Source organism: Prosthecobacter sp. (assembly GCF_049294395.1).
Classification (GTDB): Bacteria; Verrucomicrobiota; Verrucomicrobiia; order Verrucomicrobiales; family Verrucomicrobiaceae; genus Prosthecobacter.
The window spans coordinates 42,496-59,287 of record NZ_JBAQCR010000392.1 but is presented as its reverse complement, the minus strand read 5'-3'; the positions used below and the strand labels follow the sequence as shown (position 1 = coordinate 59,287).

At 59.6% G+C, this 16,792-nt stretch carries 16 protein-coding genes; 6 read left to right on the top strand and 10 right to left on the bottom strand.

The features are described from left to right. Positions 1–64 precede the first annotated feature (64 nt). Positions 65–715, top strand: a complete 651-nt coding sequence (locus tag WAW39_RS26495) for a tetratricopeptide repeat protein (RefSeq protein WP_422322170.1) — start codon at positions 65–67, stop codon at positions 713–715. A 21-nt stretch (positions 716–736) separates the two neighbouring features. Next, complete coding sequence (locus tag WAW39_RS26490; protein WP_422322169.1) at positions 737–3,085, top strand: ComEC/Rec2 family competence protein; 2,349 nt, start codon at positions 737–739, stop codon at positions 3,083–3,085. A 22-nt stretch (positions 3,086–3,107) separates the two neighbouring features. Here the strand turns inward: WAW39_RS26490 and WAW39_RS26485 are convergent, their stop codons facing one another. Both WAW39_RS26485 and WAW39_RS26480 read right to left on the bottom strand, forming a co-directional pair. Further along, positions 3,108–4,316, bottom strand: a complete 1,209-nt coding sequence (locus WAW39_RS26485; RefSeq protein WP_422322168.1) for a S1C family serine protease — start codon at positions 4,314–4,316, stop codon at positions 3,108–3,110. 70 nt (positions 4,317–4,386) lie between these two features. Continuing rightward, complete coding sequence (locus WAW39_RS26480; protein ID WP_422322167.1) at positions 4,387–4,854, bottom strand: response regulator; 468 nt, start codon at positions 4,852–4,854, stop codon at positions 4,387–4,389. Between the two features lie 82 nt (positions 4,855–4,936). Here WAW39_RS26480 and ispG point away from each other — a divergent pair, with 82 nt between their 5' ends. Continuing rightward, positions 4,937–6,721 (top strand): (E)-4-hydroxy-3-methylbut-2-enyl-diphosphate synthase, encoded by a 1,785-nt coding sequence (ispG, locus tag WAW39_RS26475; protein ID WP_422322166.1) that lies wholly within the window; start codon positions 4,937–4,939, stop codon positions 6,719–6,721. A gap of 19 nt (positions 6,722–6,740) precedes the next feature. Here the strand turns inward: ispG and WAW39_RS26470 are convergent, their stop codons facing one another. Genes WAW39_RS26470 through WAW39_RS26460 form a run of 3 tightly spaced genes read right to left on the bottom strand, consistent with a single transcriptional unit; the run spans position 6,741 to position 8,154 of the window. Continuing rightward, on the bottom strand, positions 6,741–7,307 hold the full coding sequence (locus WAW39_RS26470) for a Uma2 family endonuclease (RefSeq protein WP_422322165.1): 567 nt from the start codon (positions 7,305–7,307) through the stop codon (positions 6,741–6,743). Between the two features lie 36 nt (positions 7,308–7,343). Further along, positions 7,344–7,877, bottom strand: a complete 534-nt coding sequence (locus WAW39_RS26465) for an NUDIX domain-containing protein (protein ID WP_422322164.1) — start codon at positions 7,875–7,877, stop codon at positions 7,344–7,346. Continuing rightward, on the bottom strand, positions 7,870–8,154 hold the full coding sequence (locus tag WAW39_RS26460; RefSeq protein ID WP_397382292.1) for a hypothetical protein: 285 nt from the start codon (positions 8,152–8,154) through the stop codon (positions 7,870–7,872). The genes WAW39_RS26465 and WAW39_RS26460 overlap by 8 nt, the downstream gene beginning before the upstream one ends. A 114-nt stretch (positions 8,155–8,268) precedes the next feature. Between WAW39_RS26460 and WAW39_RS26455 the strand changes: the two genes are divergently transcribed. After that, positions 8,269–9,138 carry an FHA domain-containing protein gene (locus WAW39_RS26455; protein WP_422322163.1) on the top strand — a complete coding sequence of 290 codons (870 nt, stop codon included), beginning with the start codon at positions 8,269–8,271 and terminating at the stop codon, positions 9,136–9,138. Positions 9,139–9,160: 22 nt separating this feature from the next. Here the strand turns inward: WAW39_RS26455 and WAW39_RS26450 are convergent, their stop codons facing one another. From WAW39_RS26450 to WAW39_RS26430, 5 genes are read right to left on the bottom strand one after another with little or no spacing between them, the layout of a single operon-like run. Next, on the bottom strand, positions 9,161–10,447 hold the full coding sequence (locus tag WAW39_RS26450) for an MFS transporter (protein WP_422322162.1): 1,287 nt from the start codon (positions 10,445–10,447) through the stop codon (positions 9,161–9,163). A 45-nt stretch (positions 10,448–10,492) separates the two neighbouring features. After that, positions 10,493–11,038, bottom strand: coding sequence for a hypothetical protein (locus WAW39_RS26445; RefSeq protein ID WP_422322161.1), 546 nt, complete (start codon positions 11,036–11,038; stop codon positions 10,493–10,495). Positions 11,039–11,041: 3 nt separating this feature from the next. Next, the gene (locus WAW39_RS26440; RefSeq protein ID WP_422322160.1) at positions 11,042–11,470 is read right to left on the bottom strand and encodes an ExbD/TolR family protein; all 429 of its coding nucleotides are present in this window, start codon (positions 11,468–11,470) and stop codon (positions 11,042–11,044) included. A 7-nt stretch (positions 11,471–11,477) separates the two neighbouring features. Continuing rightward, entirely contained in the window at positions 11,478–12,119 is a 642-nt protein-coding gene (locus tag WAW39_RS26435) for a MotA/TolQ/ExbB proton channel family protein (RefSeq protein ID WP_422322159.1), read from the bottom strand. 28 nt (positions 12,120–12,147) lie between these two features. Further along, positions 12,148–13,200 carry an energy transducer TonB gene (locus WAW39_RS26430; RefSeq protein WP_422322158.1) on the bottom strand — a complete coding sequence of 351 codons (1,053 nt, stop codon included), beginning with the start codon at positions 13,198–13,200 and terminating at the stop codon, positions 12,148–12,150. On the opposite strand from WAW39_RS26430, the gene WAW39_RS26425 reads away from it, so the two are divergent. Beyond that, on the top strand, positions 13,187–14,224 hold the full coding sequence (locus WAW39_RS26425) for a hypothetical protein (RefSeq protein WP_422322157.1): 1,038 nt from the start codon (positions 13,187–13,189) through the stop codon (positions 14,222–14,224). The two genes, WAW39_RS26430 and WAW39_RS26425, sit on opposite strands and share 14 nt — an antisense overlap. A 283-nt stretch (positions 14,225–14,507) precedes the next feature. After that, a complete protein-coding gene (locus WAW39_RS26420; protein WP_422322156.1) occupies positions 14,508–16,781 on the top strand; it encodes a TonB-dependent receptor in 2,274 nt (757 codons plus the stop codon). Positions 16,782–16,792 lie beyond the last annotated feature (11 nt).

The window sequence follows — 16,792 nt, the reverse complement described above, 5'->3', positions numbered from 1 at the left end:
TGGCCGCCAATTTCGTGCTTGGCGGCAGACAGGCGTTTTGATAGCCTCGTCTTACATCCCGAAAATGAACACTGCCATTGTCATCCGCATCTGTGTCATCACGCTCGTCCTTCTGGTCATCGCTTTGATCTGGAGTTTCGTGAGAGAAGCCGGAGACGGCATGAAGCTCGTCTTTGTGATTTTGCTGGGGCTGTCCGGCGGGCTTCTGGCCGTGAAGTATTTAATCCCCTGGCTGGGCGATCTGATGGGAGAGGCGGTGTTCTCCTCCGGCGAGAAGGTGGAGCAGGATCACATGACCAAAGCTGCAGCCCGCATCGCCCAGGGAGACTACTCGGGAGCCATCGAGCACTATGAAAAAATGCTCGAAGAGAAGCCGGACGATCCCTTCCCTGTGGCCGAAATCGCCAAGATCCATGCTGAGCGTCTGCGTGATCCTCAGACGGCTTTGAAAGTGCTGGAAGAGCATCTGCAGAGCAAAGACTGGCCGGTGGATGATGCCGCCTTCATCATGTTTCGCATCGCCGACGTACATCTGACACACCGGCACGATTTTGAAGCAGCGCGCGACATGCTGGAGCAGATCATCGGCAACTTCCCAAACACCCGCCACAGCGCCAATGCGCACCACCGCATCAGCGAACTCGAACAGATGCAGTTCAAGCTGCTGATGGAGCAGCGCTCCAAGGCGGGAACCGCCGGCGCAGAGAAGGCCTGATCGTTTCAACACCAGCTGCCGATGCTCGAGAAGCTCCCGCTTTGGACCCGGGCCAATCCGCTGCTGACACTGGCGCTTGCGGCCGTCAGCGGTATCCTCGCCGCAGAGATGGGATGGCTGCCCGCGCATGGCGGGTGGTTTCTGCCGGTCACCACGGCGCTGCTAGGCGTGGCGCTCTTCAGCGGTCGCGCATGGCTGCTGATCCCTGGTGCTGCGCTGGTCTTTGCCTTCATCCATGCAACACGCACAGACGAAACATTCCGCCACCCGCTGCGCCTGGCACTCCAGCAGCAGGACAAGCCGGTGCCAGCAACGATTCGCGGCAGCCTGCTGCCGGAATTCGACACCTCGCCGGATAAGCGCACCCATGCGCTGTGCACCACACAGAAGATCGAAATTCCAGCCGCAGGGATCGTGATCGAACAAACCGCCACGCTGCTGGTGCGGCTGCCCAAAGGCGTGCGCTTTCCAGGTGCGGGTGTTTTTGAACTCCGCGGCAGCATCTACCTGCCCCGCACTGCATCCAATCCAGGCACCTTCGATGCGCAGGTATACTCCCTGCGCATGGGGCGCGTGGCCCGTTTTGACATCGACCACATGCAGCGCATCGGCGGCAGTGGTGAGGAATGGTGGTGCGCCTTTTTGGAACGTGCGGAAGATTGCAGGCGCTGGATCAGCAGGCAGCTCATTCAGGACCTCGAAGAAGATCCACAAACGGTCGCCGTGCTCCGGGCCATGGCGCTGGGAGTCTCTGCCGAGGCGGATGATGAAATCGAAGATGCTTTTCGCAACAGCGGCACGCTGCATGTGTTTGCAGTCAGCGGCCTGCATGTGGGCCTCCTCGGAGTCATCGTGCTGGCGCTGTTGCGGCAGATCGGAACACCACGCGGCATCTCGCTTTGGATGGTTATTTTCGTCGTGTTTGCCTATGCGTTCGTCACCGGCTGGCGGCCTTCGGCGGCACGGGCGGCGTTCATGGTGGCCATTTACTTGAGTGCCACGCTGATGGATCGTGAATCGTCCCTGCAAAACAGCCTCGGCGCCGCAGCCCTGCTGCTGCTGGCCACGGACTCGCATCAGCTGTTCATGCCGGGGTTTCAACTGTCCTTCGGCGTGCTGTGGCTGAGCACCATCGGCTCCGCCCCGTTGCTGAAACGACTGCTGCCATTCACCCGGCTCGATCCCTTTTTGCCACCCCAACTCGCCAGTTGGCGGCAGCGCACCTGGAGCCAATGCCGGCTGTGGTTCGCGACCACTTTGAGCGTGTCGTTTGCCGCATGGATTGGCAGTCTACCGTTCATCCTCGGTCATTTTCAATCAATCACTCCGGTGGCGGTGATCGCCAACTGCGTGCTCGTTCCGCTGTCGTCCCTGTGTCTGGGTGCCACCTGCCTGAGCCTCGGCGCAGCCGCGCTGCATTTGACGGGCGCTCAAATCATTTTCAACAACGTCAATTGGGCGCTGGCAAAGGCGATGATCGCCAGCGCGATGTGGTTCGCCGGCCTGCCTGGCGCGAATTTTCATTTTCAACCCGGCATGTCTCTCACCCCTGCCCCCGCCGTCTGGCATGTGCTGGAGCTTCCCCATGGCGGCGCGGCGAATCATCTGCGCATCGGCAAGACCCACTGGCTGTTTGACACGGGCAGCGAAGCCAGCTTCCGCCGCGTGCTGCGTCCCTATCTGCATTCCAACGGCGTGGATGCTCTCGCGGGCGTGTTCCTGAGTCATAACGATGTCGACCACATCGGTGCCGCAGGGCAGGTCATCACGACGTTTGACGCGCCCATGCTCTTTTGCAGCACCCAGGAGCCGGGGCGGCGTGACTCCACACGCTCCGCACTGCGGCGCCTGCTCGATGAACCCCACCCGCCATCGCTGCGCAAACTGCATGTCGATGAACGTGTCACTCTCTCCGATGCCAAGGATTTCCAGATTGAAGCCACGGTGTTGTACCCGACGCAGCAGGTGCAAAACGACCGGGCAGATGATCGTGCCATGGTGCTGATGGTTCAGCTCGGTCCCTGGCGCGTGCTATGGCTGAGCGACACCGGCTGGCACGCCGAAAAAGCTCTCTGCTCCAGCTCCGAGGATTTGCGCTGCGATGTGTTAATCCGCAGTCAGCATGAGGTGGATCTCTCCACGAGCTCTGAATTCCTGCTCAAGGCGAGCCCGCAGATCATTCTCTGCGGAAGTGATGCGCGCGCAGTCGAAACAGCCCTGCCCGAATCACTGGTTCAACGAGCCAAAGCACAGAACATCCCGCTGCTCGACACCTGGAGCACTGGCAGCATCGACCTGCAGTTTCATCAAGATGACCTTCGCATCCTCACCAATCGCAGCAAACAGCGGTTTGTATTGAAACCGCGCTGAGATGAAAGCGCGCCGTCCGAGGCTACGGTTCTGCATCCGGCCTGGCCCCAAGACGCGCAATGATATCGCCCATCTTGTTGTTGCGGATGACTTCCAGCTTCACCTCGCTGCCCGGAGGCTGGGTGCGGATGATCTGCAGCAAATCTGCCGGAGAGCGGAAGGCCATGCCTTGAAATTTCGTCACCACATCTCCCTGGCGCAGCCCTGCTTCAGCCGCAGGTGATTTGTTTCCGATGTCCGTCACCAGCGCGCCACGCCGCGAGGTGCCCCACACAGGGTCGATCTCCACAGGTTCACTGCTGACTTCAAGTCCCAGGTAGCCCTTGCCTGTTGAACTGGTCACACCATTCGCCTGCTTCGCACTTTCCTTGAGCTTGGCCTGAATATCCTCCACCACCATTTTGGCTTCATTGGATGGAACGGCGAGTCCCACGCCCTGCCAGGCGCTCACCGTCGCGTCACCCCGATAAATGGCGACGTTGATGCCGATGATCTCGCCACGAATATTCACCAGCGGACCACCTGAGTTGCCGGGATTGATCACGGTGTCCGTTTGCAGGTAGTCAAACTGGCTGTCGCTGAGATGGCGATCACGCGCGCTGATGATGCCCTGAGTCACCGTGCCGCTGAGTCCGAAGGGATTGCCCACCGCGAGCACGATCTGCCCCACCCGGGCGTCGTCTGAATTGGCAAAACTTAACGCAGGAAAATCGAGACGCGGACTGTCGATTTTCAGCAGGGCGATATCACGCTCTTTGTTGAACCCCAGAATGAGCGTCGGATAACTTTTATTGGCATTTGTGGTGATCTGAATGTCCGCCGCCTGCACGCCTTCGATGACGTGGTAGTTGGTGACCACATGCCCCTCTTTGCTGATGATCACCCCGGAGCCGAGGCTGGGTACCACCTGATCACGGGGGCCGACGAAGCCATAGTAGGAATGCCAGCTGCTCTTTCCGGGCCGCACCGTCTTGGTGGTGACACTGACCACCGAGGGCAGCACGGTGGCGGAAATTTTGGAAAATTCATCATTCAACCGGGTCAGCATTGGCACCTCATCGGGCGCGATTTTTGGCTTTTTCGGTGGTGTGAGCGCCGTGGGTCCCGGCTTCTCTCCCTTCAATAAATTGAGCAGCCCATAGCCCTCCCGCCCGTGACGCCACCACGCAAACAGCAGCGCGGCCAGCACGAACACGGAAAGGGCAAAAAGCAGACGACGGAGGTTTTCCATGCGGCACCAATGCGCCAACGGCTGCCAACTTCAAAGTTCAATGTTATGCGCCTCTTTCCAGCCTAAGCCATCAGGCCGCCTGCTTTGGACACAGGATCACGAGTTTTTGGCGGGAGATCGGCTGAGGTTCTTCAGGCTCATTGAGTGCACGAATCACAGCACTCTTGATTTCTTCAGGCTCAAAAGGTTTCGTCACGTAATCACAGACGCCGCGCCGCACTGCGGTCACGATGTCGCGCGTCTCAGAGCAGGCGGAAACCATGACATAGCGCGTCTTGGGCGAAGCCTCACGCGCATCACGGATCATGTCGAGTCCATCGACGTCACCGAGCCGACGGTCCACCAGAGCCAAATCTGGAGCCATCTCTCGGATCGCTTCCAGCCCAGCACGGCCGTTGTCGAAAGCCATCACCTCGTGTCCTTCAGCCCGACAAAGGGTGGCAAGAAGCTTCAAAACAGGCGGATGATCTTCGATAACAACAATATTTGCCATATTGAATGAAATTGTAGCATTCGGCCTTGGATCGGCAAGAACCATGTAAGAAACTTGTAATGCCATGCCACCCTCTGCGGCTTCCCGTTTGCGTCGGGGCTGCAATCCGGCATTCTAACCGCCCGCCATGTCTTCCCCCCTGCTCCGCTACTGCCCCGACCTCTACAACTACCAGCGCCGCGAAACACGCCCCGTTTTGGTTGGAAACGTCCAGATCGGAGGCGGTGCGCCCGTGGTGGTGCAGAGCATGCTCACCAGTGACACGCGTGACGCTGCGGCCTGCGTGAAGGAGGCACTCGGTCTCGCCGAAGCCGGCTGCCAGATCGTCCGCGTCACCGCTCAGACCCGCATCATCGCCGAAAACCTCCAGCACATCCGGGATGGCATCCGTGCCGCCGGTTGCGATGTCCCGCTGGTGGCCGACATCCACTTCAAGCCTGACGCCGCCATGGAAGCCGTGAAGTGGGTGGAAAAAGTCCGCGTGAATCCCGGCAACTACGCCGACAAGAAGAAGTTTGCCGTCAAAGAATACACTGATGACGAGTACGCCGCTGAAGTGGCCTACATGGAGGAGCAGTTCGTTCCGCTGGTGAAGGATTGCATCCGCCTGGGCCGCGCCATGCGCATCGGCACCAATCACGGCTCTTTGAGCGATCGCATCATGAACCGCCATGGCGACACACCGCTCGGCATGGTCGAGAGCGCCCTCGAATTCGCCCGCATCGCCCGCGCGCAAGGCTACCACAACTTCCTCTTCTCGATGAAGGCCAGCAATCCGAAGGTCATGATCGAGGCCTACCGCCTGCTCGTCGCGCACCTCAATCAGCTCGGCTCGGATTGGAACTATCCGATCCACCTCGGCGTCACTGAAGCAGGCGACGGTGAAGACGGCCGCATCAAGAGCGCCATCGGCATCGGCTCCCTGCTGGCGGACGGCATCGGCGATACCGTGCGTGTCTCATTGACCGAAGACGCCATCTTCGAGATCCCCGTGGCACAGCAGCTCGTGAAGCCCTACAACGAAGGGCTTCCTGCGCAGTTCGAGCATATCTCCAATGCACCGCAGGTCAGCTACGATCCCTTCGACTACGTGCGCCGTGAGACCGAAGTGCTCACGATCAATGGTGTCAAAGCCGGCGATCATGAAACCGTGCCCGTCTTCACCACGCGCAAGAAATGGGACGCCGTAGCTCACAAGATCGACAAGCTCGGCGACTACAAACCCGAGGTCGTCATCGAAGACAGCGGCGTGGTCGAGATCGACCCGCGTGACGATGCCTCCATCGCCAGTCTCTATGAAAGCACCGAGGCGAAGCTCGTGACCATCAAGGACGGACTCAAGCTGCCCGTCATCGCCGCGTATCGCCTGCTCGCCGCCAAATTGCAGCCACGTCATTCGATCCTGCTCAAAGACACATTGCAGGCCGCCGGCAGCGATGACTTCACCGAGAACCTCCTCGTTGCCGCCACGAATATCGGCTCGCTGCTGTGCGATGGCATTGGCGACGCGGTGATTGTGAATGGCGAAGAAGCGCCCGGCCAGGCTCTGCGCATCAGCTACAACATCCTGCAGGCCGCCGGTGTCCGCATTTTCAAGACCGACTACGTCGCCTGCCCCAGTTGCGGCCGCACGCTCTTCAATCTGCAGACCACCACGCAGAAAATCCGTGCCGCCACGGGTCATCTCAAAGGCGTGCGCATCGCGGTGATGGGCTGCATCGTCAACGGTCCCGGTGAAATGGCCGACGCCGACTTCGGCTACGTTGGCGGCGCACCTGAGAAGATCAATCTCTACGTCGGCAAGACCGCCGTGAAGTTCAACATCCCCGAAGGCGAAGCCGTCGAGCGCCTCATCGACCTCATCAAGGAGCACGGCCGCTGGTTTGATGCGCCTGCGCCGGTGGCGGCGTGAGAGGCCTGCACTGTTACGCTTAAACTCCGGCAAAAAGGCCGGCCACATTCACGCTCACTCCGCTGAGCGCTGCACACTCCAGCACTTCACCTTCGGCAACACGCTGCTGGGTTTGGTAATGACCGTTAACTGGCGCACGATACACCTCGATGCAGCGTTCCGTCGCATTGACGATCCAGTATTCCGCCACGTCGGCTTCTGCATAAATCGAAGCCATCTCGCGATCCACCAGCAGACTGCTGACAGACACTTCAACGACGAGTCGGGCAGAGACAGGGTGCGCGTTATAATCGTCACGACGACCATCCACGATGGAGATGTCCGGCTCTGGCTCGGAATCCTTGAGCGTCAAAGGAGCCTCCTGCCGAATCCAGAACAGACCGCTGACGGCAGCCCTCAAGAACTCGATCATCGCATCTGCCAGCTTGGTGAGAAGGAAGGATTTGCTCATTTTTTCGATGATCACCCCACGGATGAGTTCTGCCCGTTCAGGAGCCAGTCCTTTGTCGATCATTTGATGCCATGCCGCGACAGACAGCGGCATTGCGCGCTGCTGGAAGGCTGGTTGCGACAGGATAGGCACCATAAGGAAATATTAAGGTCAAAAGCAAAACAGGCAAGCCTAAGCAACGGCATCCACTGCCCTCCATCGCCTGACCACCTCTGCATTTGACTCAAACGCGAACTCATCGAACGGCACTTCATCCAGCGCACAGATCAGGAACTCCGACACCTCCGAGGCCTGCATCACCACGTTGTTGAAGTCCGGCACGCGGGCGATGTAGCAGAGATCCAGCGTGGGCCAGCTGTAGCCTTGAAACAGGTAACGGTTGTTGAGCGTGCAGAGGTAGGTGAATGCGCTCGCCGGCAGTTCAATGCCCACCTCCTCATGCGTTTCACGTGCGGCAGCCATCTCGCCGCTTTCTTCAGGCTCGATGACACCGCCGGGCAGACCGAGAAGACCGAAACCGGGTTCATGCGCGCGGCGGATGATGAGAACCCGATCCTGAGCATCGAGAAGCAGAGCCACAGCGGCCGGAATCGGCGTGATGAAATGACGGAAGCCGCAGGCAACACAGACAAACTCACGGTCACTCTTTGGGAGCCAGTCGTCCTTGCCGCAGTCGCTGCAAAATTTGAAGGGGGATTCAGCCATGGGGCTTCCCCTGCCGCCGATGCGCGCGCCATGCCAGCAGAAACACCAGCGCGCAGGCGGCTTTCAGTACAAAGAGCCACCAGGGCTCCCACCACGCACCGGTTTGCACTTCGATGAGATCAGAGACACCAAAGCACGCAAAGGCCACGGGCAGCAGCCAGCGCCAGGGTCGTTTCATCCGCAGTCGAACAGCCAGCACGAGAGCGATGGTGAACCACAGCCCGGCTTCAGCGTAGTTAAACACGGCATGCAGTGAAAGCGGGACCTCTTCGTTCATGCATGAACATTCCCCGCCAAACTCTCGCGGGCAAGGTCAGGCCAGGTGATAATTCTTGATAACGCTTCTTGGCTTGGATGACATGATTTGTCACAATTCACGTTAATTCTGACCATGAGTACCAACCTGCTCCAGTCCTGGCTGCGCCTTCCCAATGGGGAGCGTCATGATCTGAATGGCACCTGCTCCATCGGCCGCGCGCCGGACAATTCCATCCCGGTGGCCGACAGCGAAGTCTCCCGCCGCCACGCCATCATCCAGGCACAGGGGGAGCACGAATACTGGCTGGTCGATCTCGGCAGTGCGAACGGCACCTATGTCAACGGCCGCCGCATCTCGCAGTCGGTGCGCCTTCACAACGGGGACATCTTTCGTGTCGCCAGCAACGAACTGGAATTTTCCTCCGAGATCCTCAGCGCCATGCATCCGGCAGGCCAGCAGGTCATGGCCTCGACGATGATCCACATCCGCCAGGCGCAGTGCTGGCTCATGGTGGCAGACATCATCGGCTCCACCCAGCTCTCACAAACGCTGCAGGGTGCGCACTTCCCGCGCATGACAGGCAGCTGGTTCAAAAACTGCCGCCAGATCATCGACGAATGCGGCGGCCACATGTCGAAATATCTGGGTGACGGGTTTTTCTGCTACTGGGATGATACCGAGGACAGCGCCATCCAGGTGCGCCAGGCCGTGTCCAAGCTGTATGAAGCCCAGCTGGCCGCCAATCCGCCTTTCCGCCTCGTGCTGCATTTCGGGGCTGCCATGCTCGGCACCGTGCCGACGATGAACGAGCTCAATCTCCACGGCCCCGAGGTGAACTTCGTCTTCCGCGTCGAAAAGGTGGCCGCAGCACAGAAGCAAAACATCCTCTTCACCGATGCCGCCGTGAAACGCATGGTGGCAGAAAACGAAGTCCGGCTCGTGTGCGAATGCACCGTGGAAGGCTTTTCGAAGACCTATCCCTTTTACACGCTGGTCGCGTGAAGCGACCAGCACGCTTGCCTGATCAGTCCACCGCACTCGCCGTGCCATCAGCCTGCTCCGGCTCAGACGGCAGCAGCATCGCCACAGCGGCGGAAGGAATGAAAAGGAATCCCGCATACAGCAGTGCCGTGCGGAAGTCACCGACCTTCACAAAGATGCCGAAGAAAACCGTGCCACCAGCCGCGACGATGCGGCCGATGTTGTAGCAGAAGCCGGAGCCGGTGGTGCGCAGCAGCACGGGGAAGAGCGGCGGCAGGCACATGGTGAAGAGTCCAAACACACCCTGGCACGCGCCGATGATCGCAAACTGCCACTTCGTCGCCTCCCAGCTCCACACCTGCGAGAAGGAGAAGTACATGATCGCAAAGTAGGCCAGCATCATGCCGACGATGGCGTTGCGGTAGCCGAAGACCTTGGCCAGGCCACCGGCGATGTAGTTGCCGATCAACGAGCCAAACATGATCCACATCAGCCCCGTCACCACGGCGGCATCCTTGACGGATTTGTCGATGAGGGGGGAGGAAAATTCAGCGAGGCTCAGCACGTGCTTCTGCTGCCAGAAGAGGAAGGTCCAGTGTGCAGTCAATGACACCGCGCAGATGAGCATCACCCGCCACGTCACACCACGCACCGCAGGGCTGAAAAGATCGCTGATCTTGGGCACTTCCTGGCCTTCACGGGCCTGCGTCCACTCCTCAGTCTCCGGCACCGCTTTCCGAATCCACAGCGTGATCAATGCCGGCAGAATGCCGATGAGAAAAATGTAGCGCGGCTCTTTTCCGGCGAGCAGGTATCCGGCAAAGCAGGCCAGCAGCACGCCGCAGTTCACCGCGCTTTGCAGTGTGGCGGCGATCCATGGGCGCCATTTTTTCGGCCACGTTTCAGACAGCAATGATGCACCCACCGCCCACTCACCGCCGATGCCGAGCGCTGCCAGAAAGCGGAAGATCATGAGATGCCACCATGTCTGCGCAAAGAACGACAGCCCGGTGAAGCAGGCGTAGGTCAGGATCGTGAGTGTCAGCGCCCGGCTGCGGCCCAGCACATCGCCAATACGGCCAAAGAACGCTCCGCCAACCGCCCAGCCGACCAAGAATGCAGCCTGGATGATGGAACCATGCATGCCGACGGTCGGATCGCTCTCCGGCACCATCATGAGCTGCGCCACGAAGGCCGTGGCGACCAGCGTGTAAAGATGCATGTCGAGGCCGTCAAACATCCAGCCCAGCCATGCGGCGAGTCCGGAACGGCGTTGTTGCGGCGACAGATCGCGAAGACGGGTGATGTCAGGAGTGGCTGGTTGGCTCATGCGGGCGCGAGTCTTTCGCAGCCGGGCCGGAATGGCAAGCACGGATCACCGGCTCTTCGCCAGCTTGTTGTACTTCTCCACCAGCTCGTTGAACTCCCTTGTGCGGGCATTGAGCTTGGAAATCGCGTCATTACGCTCTTCCACCAGCTGCTTTAGCAGCTCGTTCTGCTTTTCCATCGCGCTGTTCTGCGTCGTGACGACGCTGTTGTGGCTTTTGATTGCATCCGCGCCTTTGCCAAACGCGAGCTGCGTCGCCTCCAGACCGTGCTGCAGCTGCCTCAGCTCGCGCATGTAGATGGCGATGGTGATGCCGCGCGCGACGGAGTCGGCGGAGAGATCTTTGTACTCACGAGACACCTCGACCAGCCGGGCCTCCACTTCGGCACGCAGTTCCGTCAGACGAGCAATTTCCTTTTCATACTCGCGCACCTTGCGCTCCGCTTCGATGCGCAGGGTGTTTTCCGCTTCGAGCCTTTTGACGAGATCCTGGATGTGGCCGCGCAGACGGTCCTCGCGCTGCCATTGCACGATGCACACGGCGCAGAGCCCCAGGGAGATGACAACCAGCAGCGTGGTGAGCAGACGCTTCATGGGTCAGAGAGACGGCTTGGCCGCATTCACGGGTTTGACGTTGAAGGCCACCTTGGTGAAGCCGACCCGCTTGGCGGCATCAAGCACTTTCACGAGATCTGAGTAGCGTGTGTTCACATCGGCGCTGATGTACACCGGCGTGGCGGGGTCCTTGCTGAAACGTTCGGCCAGTCTGCGATCCAGCTCCGGCAGCGTGATGCCGGCCTTGTCGAAAAACACATCCCCTGTGGCGTTCACTGCGAGGTTGATCATGTCCGGCTTGAAGTCGGACTGCGCCGAGGAGGCGACGGGCAGGTTGACCTTGATGGTCTGCTGCTTGGACATCGTGAGGCTGACCATCATGAAGGAGGCCAGCAGGAAGAACATCACGTCAATGAGCGGGATGATTTCCAGCCGCGTCTTTCGTTCGGGCAATGGCGAATGAAGTTTCACGGCAGGATCAGGCCTTCGGAGTGGCTTTGTCAAAACCGTGCTGCACGGCGAGAATCAGCACGTTGTTTGCGGCGGCTTCGAGATCAAACTTCAATCCGGCCAGACGCGAGTGGAAGTAGTTCATCGGCACCAGCGTGCCAATGGCGATGCCGAGACCGGCGGCGGTGGCGATGAGCGCCTCGCCGATGCCACCGGTAACTTTTTCGACAGCAAGTTCGCTGCCGCCAATGCTGGTGAAGCTTCCCATGATGCCGGTGACCGTCCCGAGCAAACCGAGCAGCGGTGCCAGGGTGACGATGGTGTCCATCGCGCTCAGGTAGCGGCCTGCATCCCGCAGTTCCTGCCCTGCGGCCACTTCAAGCGCACCCTGCATGCTGGTGTGGCGATGATTGAGCCCGTGATGAATCATGCGCACCACGGGATCGCTGGATTTCGCCGAAAGGGCGATGGCCTGGGCGAGGTCTCCCGCCTCCAGTTTTTCATAGACTTCGTCCACCTGCTTGACGGAGCGCTTGGTGGCAAAGCGCACCCACCAGAATACACGCTCCACAAAAATGCAGACCGCCACCACCGTGACGACGGCAATGGGATACATGATGGGACCACCTTTGTGGAAGAGATCGACGACGACGTTGGCTAGGATGGGCATGAGGGAAATAGAGGCATGTGAATGGATGTCATGGCAGTTTGAAATTAAAGGGCTGGCTAAAACTCCTCGCCACGCCAGTGGCAGGCGCACGCCATTCCCGGCGCACCCAGGAGGCAGCGCTTTCATCGAGTGGACTGTAACCGGAGGTGCTTATAACACTGACACTTTCAATCACGCCCGAGGGACTGACGCTGATTTTCAGACGCACAGTGCCATGCATGCCCGCCCTTTCCGCAAAATCAGGATAAGGCGGCTTGGGATTAATCCACTTTCCACCTGTGCCATTCCCTCTGCCCCCCATGCCCCCTGCCTGGCCTCCCTGTGTTCTGCCCGATGATGCACCACCGCCACCAGCCGCCACGGCAGTATTAAGTGTGCGCTGCGGTGCCGGTTTAGGCTTGGCCACGGGATCAATGGGCCGCAACGCGTCCTCAATCTTGGGTGCGGTAGGCACGGCAAAGACATCCTCCAGCGTCATCGCCTCCGCAATCTCAGGCAGATCAAGATTTTCAGGCGGCGTCTCGATTGCCTCAGAAATCACTGTAGGCAGTACTGGATCACCTTCAGCCGATTGCTCAGCAGTGTCTGGGAGTCCCATCTGGTCTCCATTTAAAATCTCCTCAAGTGGCGTTTCCACATCTTCTTCGAGAGTCTTCAGATGAATCGGCGGCAGATCGTCAGCAAACATGCCAATGACGCCCACAGTCAGAAAGCTACCCGTGATGCCCACGAGCCATGAAAGCGTGATGAGCACACGCGCCCAGTTACCACCACGTTGCACCACCCTTGCGGCAGAGCCAGCAGCAGCGGTTCTTGGCTTTGGAAGGTTGAAGCCCATGGTGGGCAGGGGATTTATCACTGAGGAGGTCATTGCACAAGGCGGGGCAGGAATGGACGATGAAACGTAAGAATGGCATGTCAACTTGCAATTGCGACTCAGTCGCATCATTATGTTTTTATTGCTCTCGATACTGCCAAAGTTGTCCCAGAAGCCCTTCCGAATGCCCCCTCCCCCGGATACCCACGAATCCTCCCCTGACGATCGCAATGCAGTCGCCAAAGTCTGGATGAAGCGCGGCATTGCACTGCTTTCGGCCAATGACGCCGCTGCGCTGCCGGAGGCCCTGAACTGCTTTGAGCAGGCGCTGGCCATTCGCCGTAAGCTCCCGTTTGAGGAAAGCGCCTGGTATCGCTGGCTGCTCACAGCCTGCTGGATGAACCGGGGGGACGTGCTGACACGACTGGGAAACCCAGCTGAGCTGATCGCAGCGGTGCAGAGCTTTGATGAGGCCATCTTGCACCTGCAAAAGCTGCCGCTTGAGGAGGACTCGCAGTATCGCGGTCGGCTGGCCCTGGCATGGATGAACCGATCCCTGGCGCTGCGTGCGCAGGCAATGCCTGAGAGCCTGCACGCTGCGCTGCTGTCGCTGGATCATGGCAAAACCGTGATCGAGGAAAGCGTGGCGCAGGGACTTCCGGTGAATACGGCCCTTCTGCCGATCTTGCTGATCAACCGCGCCGCGCTGCTGCTGGAAATCTCCCCTCCCAGGATGCTGGAGGCCATGCAGGTGGCGGAGGAGACCCTGATTTTAAGCAACCCCACGGAACATCTGAATCTGCAAGCCGCCGAAATCGGCTTGAAAGCACGCCATATCTTCTGCCGCGCCGTGGCCCTGCTTCTGGAGACACCCCCGGTGGACACCACTCGTGCGGATGACTGGATCATGCAGGCCACGGACAAAGTGGACGAAGCCATGCAGCTCACCGCCAGATGGGAGAACCAGAAAGAGGCCGAACCTTTCCATGCCCTGCGTCATGAATTGTTTCGCTATGGCTGCAACCTGCTCCTCGCTTACCAGCCCCATTTCATGGCGGAGTTCCTGCTCGATGTGCTGGATCCAGAGCAGGGTTCCCCGCTGCTGGCAAAAGCGGACGACCTCTACCAGGTGGGTCTTGAAGCCTTGGATCTGGCGGCGGCGGAAATGCGGCGGCGCGGGCCCTTGGATCTCGGATTGCAGAAAATGGACCGGCTGATCGAGGTGCTGGAGTCGATGAGCCGGGCGGCAGAGCGGATCAAAAAACGTTCCGCAGAAAGAACCGCATAGCGCCCATCTTCATGCCGGCAATGGGCCAAGACACTCCGCTGCTTTGACGTCCACCGTCAAATTCTGAGCCAAAAGATTGGGCTGAAAGTCAATGGGGCTTTGGATCGCCGAGCGTTTTCAAGACCCATTTTCAGTCCCCGGGAGACCGCAAAAGACCGCAAGTTTTGAGCAAAAGGTCGCTATTTTCCAAGGTTGACTGGGTTTGAAAATGAGACTTAATCGCAACTTGCTAATGAAATCGAATCTCATTAGCATTAGTTAGCCCTTTCCGATCATCCCTCTCATGCCAAAAAAATTCGCCTCCCGCATCCGCCGCGCTGCTCGCAAGACAGGCCCCCAAACTCTCTCTGTCACCTCGTTGCTGTGCGCTGCAGGCAGCCTGAGCGCCCAAACCGCCGCCCCCAGCAAGCTCAAGCCGCAGATTGAAGAAATTCCCACCGAGCTGCCCGAAGTCCTCATTGAAGCGACTGGCTCGGTCTACAACCCCACTCGCCTGCAATCACAGAAGTACACGGAGCCGCTGCGCGACATCCCACAGACGATCACGGTCATTCCCAAGGCGGTGATCGAGGACCGCGGCGCTTTCAGCCTCCGCGATGTGCTGAAAAACACCCCAGGCATTTCCATGCAGGCAGGTGAAGGCGGCGCAGTGTCTGGCGACAATCTCGCCATCCGCGGCTTCAGCGCACGCAGCGACATCTACCTCGATGGCGTGCGCGACTACGCCAACTACAACCGCGATCCTTTCAACACCGAGCAGGTCGAGATCACCAAAGGCCCCTCCTCCTCCACTGTCGGTCGTGGCTCCACCGGGGGCTCCATCAACACCGTCAGCAAGATGGCCAATCTGACAGACTCCGTGCTCACCACGGTTAGCGGCGGCACCAGCAGTCTCTACCGCGGCACGGTGGATGTGAACCAGAAGCTCTCTGAGCACACGGCCTTCCGCCTCAACACCATGTACCACAGCGCTGATACACCAGGACGTGACCACGTCTCGATGGAGCGCTACGGCATCGCCGCATCGCTGGGCGCGGGTCTGGGCACGGACACACGCTTCATGCTGAATTACCAGCGGCTGGAGGAAAGCAACGTCCCGGACTACGGCCTGCCATGGGTCCCCAACAACGGCACCTTCAGTGGTTCCGGAGCCGCACTCGCCGGCTACCAGAACCAGCCGCCTCCAGGCGTGAGCTTCAACACCTTCTACGGCATCCCCGGCGTGGACTATGAGAAGGTTCAGACCGACCACTTCACGGCGATCTTTGAACACGATTTCTCTGACCACGCGCGCGTCCGCAACATCACCCGCTACTCGCGCAGCCATCGCGACTCCGTGAGCACCGCACCACGGCTCCGTGACGTTGGCGTGGCCCCGGGCAATCAATATACCACGATACTGAACCGCCAGTTGCAGCGTCGTCAGCAGTTCACTGAAATGTTTGGCAACCAGACCAATTTCGTGGCCGACTTCTCCACCGGCCCGATCAAGCACGCGCTCGTCACCGGCATGGAGTTCTATCTCGAGCACCAGCAGAATGCCAATGTCGCCGGGGTGGCAACCCTCACCGATTTGTATGCCCCCAGCGTAACATATTTGCCAAGCGCCTTCTCACCCCCGGCCGGCACGCAGGACCTCACGGGCGCTACCTACCCTGGTCTGCCAGCCCCGATTGAGGCGTACCTCTACACCGTCTCCGCTTATGTGTTCGACACCATGAAGATCGGCAAACACTGGGAAATCAGCGCCGGCCTTCGCTATGACCACATGTATGCTACCGTGAGCGGACCCGGCAACACCTCTGCCGGCGGCTATGCCAACGCGGACGATCTGTTCAGCTACAAGGCCGCTCTGATCTACAAGCCTGTGAAGCAGGGCAGCATTTACTTCGGCTACGGCACTTCGTTCAATCCCACCATCGACGGTGCTTCCGGTGCAGGCCTGGGCCTCACCGCCGCCACATCCTCGCTGGATCCTGAACAAACCTCCACCTTCGAGCTCGGCACCAAGTGGGACGTTCTCAAGGAGCGCCTCTCGCTCACGGCGGCCCTCTTCCGCTCTGAAAAAACCAACGCCCGCACCACGGACCCATCCGGCGTCACAACTCTGGGCGGAGATCAGCAGGTTCAAGGCATCGAGTTCAGCATGACCGGCAGCATCACCAAAAATTGGCAGGTCTTCGCAGGTTACGCCATCATGGAAAGCGAGACGAAAGCCTCCACCGCCGCAGGTGCAATCGGTCAGTCCTTGTCAAATGCCCCCCCTCAAACCTTCAACCTGTGGACGACCTACACCCTCCTGGAAAAAACGCAGTTCGGCTTCGGAGCCCAGTATATGGGCCCGCGTACGAGCAACGATTCCGCCGCAAGCGCCCGCACCGCCCCAAGCTATTGGACACTGGATGCCATGGTCAGCTACAAGTTCTCCGAGAAGATCAGCCTGCGCCTGAACATCTACAATCTCGCGGATGAGCGCTACGTCGGCAGCGTCGGCGGTGGTCACTTCGTCCCCGGCCCGGGACGTTCCGCCGCACTCACCGCAAGCATCAAATTCTAATCTGTTTCCCC

Coding starts and splice junctions, on each gene's coding strand:
- WAW39_RS26495 (WP_422322170.1), top strand. CDS start 65: ATGAACACTGCCATTGTCATCCGCATCTGTGTCATCACGCTCGTCCTT.
- WAW39_RS26490 (WP_422322169.1), top strand. CDS start 737: ATGCTCGAGAAGCTCCCGCTTTGGACCCGGGCCAATCCGCTGCTGACA.
- WAW39_RS26485 (WP_422322168.1), bottom strand. CDS start 4,316: ATGGAAAACCTCCGTCGTCTGCTTTTTGCCCTTTCCGTGTTCGTGCTG.
- WAW39_RS26480 (WP_422322167.1), bottom strand. CDS start 4,854: ATGGTTCTTGCCGATCCAAGGCCGAATGCTACAATTTCATTCAATATG.
- ispG (WP_422322166.1), top strand. CDS start 4,937: ATGTCTTCCCCCCTGCTCCGCTACTGCCCCGACCTCTACAACTACCAG.
- WAW39_RS26470 (WP_422322165.1), bottom strand. CDS start 7,307: ATGGTGCCTATCCTGTCGCAACCAGCCTTCCAGCAGCGCGCAATGCCG.
- WAW39_RS26465 (WP_422322164.1), bottom strand. CDS start 7,877: ATGGCTGAATCCCCCTTCAAATTTTGCAGCGACTGCGGCAAGGACGAC.
- WAW39_RS26460 (WP_397382292.1), bottom strand. CDS start 8,154: ATGAACGAAGAGGTCCCGCTTTCACTGCATGCCGTGTTTAACTACGCT.
- WAW39_RS26455 (WP_422322163.1), top strand. CDS start 8,269: ATGAGTACCAACCTGCTCCAGTCCTGGCTGCGCCTTCCCAATGGGGAG.
- WAW39_RS26450 (WP_422322162.1), bottom strand. CDS start 10,447: ATGAGCCAACCAGCCACTCCTGACATCACCCGTCTTCGCGATCTGTCG.
- WAW39_RS26445 (WP_422322161.1), bottom strand. CDS start 11,038: ATGAAGCGTCTGCTCACCACGCTGCTGGTTGTCATCTCCCTGGGGCTC.
- WAW39_RS26435 (WP_422322159.1), bottom strand. CDS start 12,119: ATGCCCATCCTAGCCAACGTCGTCGTCGATCTCTTCCACAAAGGTGGT.
- WAW39_RS26425 (WP_422322157.1), top strand. CDS start 13,187: ATGAAGCGCGGCATTGCACTGCTTTCGGCCAATGACGCCGCTGCGCTG.
- WAW39_RS26430 (WP_422322158.1), bottom strand. CDS start 13,200: ATGCCGCGCTTCATCCAGACTTTGGCGACTGCATTGCGATCGTCAGGG.
- WAW39_RS26420 (WP_422322156.1), top strand. CDS start 14,508: ATGCCAAAAAAATTCGCCTCCCGCATCCGCCGCGCTGCTCGCAAGACA.